Source organism: Aeromicrobium sp. PFPM2_SD2 (assembly GCF_057364525.1).
The window spans coordinates 1-6,504 of sequence record NZ_JBNFNZ010000109.1 but is presented as its reverse complement, the minus strand read 5'-3'; the positions used below and the strand labels follow the sequence as shown (position 1 = coordinate 6,504).

Genomic DNA, 6,504 nt, shown 5'->3' with positions numbered 1-6,504 from the left:
TGGCGCGCACGTAGACGCCACGATCGCGGCCCGCAGGCGGTCGTCCGTCCGTCCCAGGTGGTCGCGCTCCCCGGCCGGTGACCAGCCCGGTCACGGTGCCGACGAGGTCGTCGCGGTCGTCAACTGCGACGACCTGGACGACGTCGGTGCCGGCCGCGGCCGCTCGCGTGCGCTCACGCCAGAAGTCGTCGGGACGGGCGAGCGCGGCGTCGTGCGTCTCGACGAACGCCAGGTGCGCGACGGGGTCGCCGAGCGCCTCCAGGCGCAGGTCGCGCAGCCGGCTCCACTCCTCCTCGCGCACCCGGCGCACCGTGACGCCGGACGACGCAGCCCGGCGTCGGTGCTCACAGGGTCACGACGCCGCCGCCGAGCAGCGGGTCGAGCAGGTGCCCGAAGCGCGCGCGCATGCGGTCGGCGTAGCCCTCCGGGTCGTGCTCGGCCGCGCCCGCGGGGTCGTTCGCGCCGGCCTTGACCACGGTGCCCCACTCGTACTCGTCGCCGCCGAGGTGGACGCGCACCGGGTCGCCGCCGATGCGCGGGTCGGCACCGTCCTCGACCTCCAGGTGCAGCCGGACGACCGCCAGCACCGCGACGAGCTGCTCCAGGCCCGGCTCCAGCCGCAGGTCGACCGCCGTGCCCGCCGTGACGCCCAGCAGGCGCAGCCCGCCGGCCAGCGCCGCCGACGTCTCCAGCAGACGGGCGTAGGTGACCGGGCGCGTCCCGCCGGCGAAGGCGACGTCGTCGGCCCGGCCGGCCACGACGTGGCGGTCGAGCGCCTCGAACGCCAGGGCGGTCATCGGCCCTCGAACACGGGCTGACGCTTCTCGGTGCGCGCGCGGGCGGCCTCCTGGACGTCGTCGCTGCGCCACACGCTGGCGAACGCCGCCTCCACGACGTGCTCGTCCTCGTCGGTGCCGTTCAGCACGAGCTTGTTGTAGGCCAGCGTCATCGGGGCCATCGCCGCGATCTCCTGGGCCCAGACCAGGGCGTCCGCGAAGGTGCCGGTGCGGTCGGCCAGGCCGCAGAGGAGCGCCTCGTCGCGGTCGACCGACGCCGCGGCCAGCATCATGCGGCGAGCCCGCCCCGTGCCGGCCAGCTTCTCCAGCGTGCGGATGGTCCAGGCGTCCACGGCCATGCCGTTGAGCGCGGTGGGGACGGCGAAGCGCGCCCGCTCGTCGACGACCCGCAGGTCGCAGGCCAGGGCCAGCTGCGTGCCGGCGCCGATGGCCGGGCCGTTGACCGCGGCGACGACCGGCACCGGGACGGCGGCGAGGTGGTGCAGCATGCCGTAGAGGGCGTGCAGGAACTCGTCACCGTGGACGCCGTCGAGGTCGGCGCCGGCGCAGAAGACCGTCCCCTCCCCCGTCAGCACGAGGGCACGCGCGCCGTCCTGCACCTGCTCGTCGACGGCGACGTACAGCTGCCGGCACAGGTCCAGGTCCAGCGCGTTGCGCTTCTCGGGGCGCCGCAGCGTCAGCACCGAGACGGCTCCCTCGCGGGTCACGTCGAGCACCGGGTCTCCTCCTCGATGGTGGGGTGTGGGGTCACCGTACCCAGGCGCCACCGGACCCACCGTGTGCGGTGGGCCACGCCGGGCGGCCGGTCGGCGCCGGCCGCGAGGCCTCAGACCTCGGAGGCGGCCAGCTGCCCGCAGGCGGCGTCGATCTCGTCGCCGCGAGTGTCGCGGATCGTGGTGCTGATGCCGCGACGCTCGAGCCGGCGCACGAACTCGTCCATGTCCTCGTCGCGCGAGCGCGTGAACTGCGAGTCGGGGATCTCGTTGAGCGGGATCAGGTTGACGTGCACCCAGTTCCAGTCGCCGCGCTTCTGCAGGACGTCCGCGAGCAGGTCGGCGCGCCAGGCCTGGTCGTTGATGTCGCGCATCATCGCGTACTCGATCGACACGCGGCGCTTGGTCGTGCGGGCGTACTCCCACGCGGCGTCGACGACCTCGTCGACCTTGAAGCGGGTGTTGATCGGCACCAGGGTGTCGCGCAGCTCGTCGTCGGGCGCGTGCAGCGAGACGGCCAGCGTGACCGGGATGCCCTCGGTGGCCAGCTGCTTGATGCGCGGCACGAGGCCCACGGTGCTGACCGTGATGTTCCGGGCGCTCATGCCCAGGCCGTCGGGCGCCGGCGTGACCATGCGGCGCACCGCGCCGATGACCGCCTTGTAGTTGGCCATCGGCTCGCCCATGCCCATGAACACGATGTTCGACAGACGACCCGGACCGCCGGCGACGAGGCCGTCACGCATCGCGCGGGCGCCGTCGACCACCTGGTCGATGATCTCGGCGGTGCTCATGTTGCGCTGCAGGCCGCCCTGGCCGGTGGCGCAGAACGGGCAGGCCATGCCGCAGCCGGCCTGGCTGGAGACGCAGAGCGTGGCGCGGTCGGAGTAGCGCATGAGCACCGACTCGACGAGCGCGTTGTCGAACAGTCGCCACAGCGTCTTGCGGGTCGTGCCCTTGTCGGCCTCCATGACCCGCACCGGGGTCAGCAGGGTCGGGAGCACGCCCTCGGCGAGCTCGGCGCGGATCGCGGCCGGCAGGTCGCTCATGGCCTCGGGATCGCGCTCGAGCCGCGCGAAGTAGTGGTTCGCGACCTGCTTGAGCCGAAAGGCGGGGAGGCCGAGCTTCTCGGCGGCGTCCTTGCGCTCCTCGGGGGCGAGGTCGGCGAGGTGGCGCGGCGGCTTGGCGCGACCACGCGGCTGCTCGAGGACGAGCGGGAGCGTCCGGGGCATGTCGTTCACCGAACCAGTCTCCCACCCGGGGCAAGGAACGGCCGAATCGTCAGGCGCGACGGGCCGGCGGCTGCTCCCCCCGGACGCGGAAGCGGCGGTAGCTGTAGACGATCAGCGCCCACGAGATGATGCCGGACGCGACCAGCGAGAACCCGGTCCAGAACCCGCCGAACAGCCACCACGAGTCGCGCAGCGGCCACCAGCCGGGTGCGTCCGGGTCGACCATCCACAGCACGCCGAGGGCGACGAGCACAGCACCGCCGGCCACGCTCATGGCGATGCGCGGCGCGGTGCTGACGCCCTCGTACGCGGCCCGCAGCGCGGCGCGCTCGACCGGGTCGAGCCGGCGCTCGGCCCACTCGTACTGCTGGGACAGCACGACGAGGCCGGCGAACAGGCACAGCAGGCCCGGGCCGGGCAGCACCATGGCCGCCAGCCCGACGAGCACGAGCGACCAGCCCAGGACCTCCAGACCGATCCGCTTCACGCCCTTGCTCACGTCAGGCCACCGGCACCAGGTAGTGCAGGACGAGCCAGGCCACCGGCGCCACGACGATGAGCGAGTCCAGACGGTCCATGAGGCCGCCGTGGCCCGGCAGCAGGTCGCTCATGTCCTTGATGCCCAGGTCGCGCTTGATGAGCGACTCCGACAGGTCGCCGAGCGTCGCGGCCAGCACACCGACGACGCCGAGCAGCGCACCGGCCCACCAGTCGCCCTCGAGGCCGAGCGTCACGACGAGCACGCCGACCAGGACGCCCGCGACGAGCGACCCGGCGAAGCCCTCCCAGGACTTCTTCGGGCTGATGGTCGGGGCCATGGGGTGCTTGCCGGCCAGCACGCCGGCCGCGTAGCCGCCAGTGTCGGAGGCGATCGTCACCGCGATGAACGCGATGATGCGCCACGGTCCGTCGTCCTCGGCGAGCATGAGCATGACGAACACACCCATGAGCCACACGTACGACAGGCACAGCAGGCCCGCGGACGTGTCGCGGACGAAGCCGTCGGCCCCCTCGGCCATCCGCCAGACGAACATCCCGATGACGGTCAGCGCCATCGCGATCGCCGCCACGTCGACGCCCTCGGCGTACGCGCCGACGTTCATCGCCACGCCGCCCACGACGATCGGGACGAGCGGCACGCGGATGCCGGCGTTGCCCAGCGCCTTGGCGAGCTCCAGCACGCCGACGGTCAGCGCGACCACGACGACGCCGACGAACGCGGCCTTCCAGAAGACGAGCGAGCAGACGACGAGCGCGACGAGCGTGACGCCCGCGCGTCGCGGCCGGCAGGTTGCGTCCGGCGCGGCTCTGCTTGAGCGCGGCGGCCGGCTCGGCCGGCTCCGGCGCGGAGGGGTCCGCCGGCGTCGGCTCAGACCTCAAGGAGCTCCGCTTCCTTCTTCTTGAGCATCTCGTCGATCGAGTCGACGTACTTCTTGGTCAGCGCGTCGAGCTTCTTCTCCGCGCCGGTGTTGTCGTCCTTGCTGATCTCGGAGTCCTTCTCGGCCTTGTCGAAGGCCTGCTTGGCCGTGCGGCGCAGGTTGCGCACCGCGACGCGGCCCTCCTCGGCCTTGGACTTCGCCAGCTTGATGTACTCCTTGCGGCGCTCCTCGGTCAGCTCGGGCAGCGAGACCCGGATGACCTTGCCGTCGTCGGTCGGGTTCACGCCGAGGTCGGAGTCGCGGATGGCCTTCTCGATCGCGTTCTTCGCGCCGGCGTCGTAGGGGTTGATGATGACGACGCGCGGCTCGGGCACGGTGAAGCTGGCCAGCTGCTGCAGCGGGGTGGGCGTGCCGTAGTAGTCGGCGGTGATCTGCGAGAACATCGCCGGGTGCGCACGGCCGGTGCGGATCGCGGCGAACTCCTCGCGGGAGTGCTCGACGGCCTTGGCCATCTTCGCCTCGGTCTCGTTCAGCGTCTCGTTGATCACGTCATGCTCCTTCACGGGCCGCTCGGGCGGCGCCTCTCGGGGGCCGACGGGATGGCGCCGGCCGGTGGTGCGTGGCTGCGTCCGCTCAGGACGAGTGGACGAGCGTACCGATCTTCTCACCGCGCAGGCCGCGGGCGATGTTGCCCTCGCCCTCCATGCCGAAGACGACCATCGGCAGGCGGTTCTCCATGCACAGCGCGAACGCGGCCGCGTCGACGACCTTGAGGTTGAGCCGCAGCGCGTCCTCGAAGGTCACCGAGTCGTACTTGACCGCGGTGGGGTCCAGGCGCGGGTCGGCGGTGTAGACGCCGTCGACGCCGCTCTTGCTCATGAGCACCGCGTCGGCCTTGATCTCCAGCGCGCGCTGGGCCGAGACGGTGTCGGTGGAGAAGTACGGCATGCCGCGCCGGCACCGAAGATGACGACGCGGCCCTTCTCCAGGTGCCGCACGGCGCGGCGCGGGATGTACGGCTCGGCGACCTGGCCCATGGTGATGGCGGTCTGCACGCGCGTCTCGACGCCCTGCTTCTCGATGAAGTCCTGCAGCGCGAGCGCGTTCATGACCGTGCCGAGCATGCCGATGTAGTCGGCGCGCGAGCGCTCCATGCCCCGCTGGCTCAGCTCGGCGCCGCGGAAGAAGTTGCCGCCGCCGACGACGATCGCCACCTGCACGCCCTCGCGGGCGGCGTCGGCGATCTGCCGGGCGATGGCGTTGACGACGTCCGGGTCGAGCCCGAGCCGTCCTCCGCCGAAGACCTCGCCGGAGAGCTTCAGCAGCACCCGCCGGAACGAAGGGGCCGCAGGGTCGGCCTCGTTGAAGCTGTCGACCACTGCGGCCCCTCTCGTCTCGTCCTGCTGTCGATCGTAGGTGATCAGGCGCCGATCTCGATGTGCGCGAAGCCGGTGACCTTCACGCCGGCCTCGTCGAGCACGGCCTTGACCGTCTTCTTGTTGTCGGTGACCGACGGCTGGTCCAGGAGGGAGACCTCCTTGTAGAAGCCGTTGACGCGACCCTCGACGATCTTGGGCAGCGCCTGCTCGGGCTTGCCCTCCTCGCGGGCGATGGCCTCGGCGATCTCGCGCTCCTTGGCGACGGTCTCGGCCGGGACGTCCTCGCGCGAGAGGAAGCGCGGACGCATCGCGGCGATCTGCATCGCGGCGCCGCGCGCGGCGGCCTCGTCCGAGCCCTCGTACGAGACGAGGACGCGACGGCCGGCGGCAGGTCGCTGGCGCGACGGTGCAGGTAGACGGCGACGTCGCCCTCGAGGTAGGCCACGCGGCCGAGCTCGATCTTCTCGCCGATGACCGAGGCCAGCTGGCTGACGGTGTCGGCGACGGTGCGGCCGTCCTCGAGCGTGACGGCGGCGAGCGCGGCGGCGTCGGCCGTCTTGTGCTCGTTCGCGGCGGCGGCGAGCTGCTCGGCCAGCGCGATGAACTGGTCGTTCTTGGCGACGAAGTCGGTCTCGGCGTTGAGCTCGACCAGGGCGTTGCCGTTGCTGGCGACGAGGCCGGCGGTGGCCTCGCGCTCGGCGCCGCGCTTGGCGGCCTTGGCGGCACCCGAGATGCGCAGGATCTCGACGGCCTTGTCGAAGTCGCCCTCGGCCTCGGTCAGCGCCTTCTTGGCGTCCATCATGCCCGCGCCGGTGGCGTCGCGGAGCTTCTTCACGTCTGCGGCGGTGATTGCCATGGGATGTCCTTTACGTCGTGGTGGCGGCCGCCGAGCATCGCTGCTCGGCGACCGCCGTCCGCGGTGGTCGGTGATCGGCCGGGGCCGACCGGTCAGGCGTTCTCGGTGGTCGCCGGACTCGGCGGCGGGCGCTCGGTCGTCTCGGCGG

6 protein-coding genes and 3 pseudogenes are annotated in these 6,504 nt (G+C 72.2%); all 9 read right to left on the bottom strand.

Annotation, left to right across the window (positions count from 1 at the left end; translation table 11 throughout):
• Window positions 1-301, bottom strand: a pseudogene (locus tag AC2W7G_RS07225) (hypothetical protein); the annotation flags it as partial.
• 43 nt (window positions 302-344) lie between these two features.
• On the bottom strand, window positions 345-797 hold the full coding sequence (locus AC2W7G_RS07220; protein WP_485867834.1) for an AMP-binding protein: 453 nt from the start codon (window positions 795-797) through the stop codon (window positions 345-347).
• The gene (locus AC2W7G_RS07215; protein ID WP_485867833.1) at window positions 794-1,513 is read right to left on the bottom strand and encodes an enoyl-CoA hydratase; all 720 of its coding nucleotides are present in this window, start codon (window positions 1,511-1,513) and stop codon (window positions 794-796) included. The genes AC2W7G_RS07220 and AC2W7G_RS07215 overlap by 4 nt, the downstream gene beginning before the upstream one ends.
• 110 nt (window positions 1,514-1,623) lie before the next feature.
• Window positions 1,624-2,742, bottom strand: coding sequence for a dual-specificity RNA methyltransferase RlmN (rlmN, locus tag AC2W7G_RS07210; protein WP_485867837.1), 1,119 nt, complete (start codon window positions 2,740-2,742; stop codon window positions 1,624-1,626).
• A gap of 49 nt (window positions 2,743-2,791) precedes the next feature.
• Window positions 2,792-3,241 carry a PGPGW domain-containing protein gene (locus AC2W7G_RS07205; RefSeq protein WP_485867832.1) on the bottom strand — a complete coding sequence of 150 codons (450 nt, stop codon included), beginning with the start codon at window positions 3,239-3,241 and terminating at the stop codon, window positions 2,792-2,794.
• Between the two features lies 1 nt (window position 3,242).
• Window positions 3,243-4,115 (bottom strand): phosphatidate cytidylyltransferase, encoded by an 873-nt coding sequence (locus AC2W7G_RS07200; RefSeq protein WP_485867836.1) that lies wholly within the window; start codon window positions 4,113-4,115, stop codon window positions 3,243-3,245.
• Entirely contained in the window at window positions 4,112-4,666 is a 555-nt protein-coding gene (gene frr / locus AC2W7G_RS07195; protein WP_485867835.1) for a ribosome recycling factor, read from the bottom strand. The genes AC2W7G_RS07200 and frr overlap by 4 nt, the downstream gene beginning before the upstream one ends.
• An 88-nt stretch (window positions 4,667-4,754) precedes the next feature.
• A pseudogene (gene pyrH / locus AC2W7G_RS07190) lies at window positions 4,755-5,500 on the bottom strand (UMP kinase).
• Window positions 5,501-5,541: 41 nt separating this feature from the next.
• Window positions 5,542-6,356, bottom strand: a pseudogene (tsf, locus tag AC2W7G_RS07185) (translation elongation factor Ts).
• Between the last annotated feature and the right edge of the window lie 148 nt (window positions 6,357-6,504).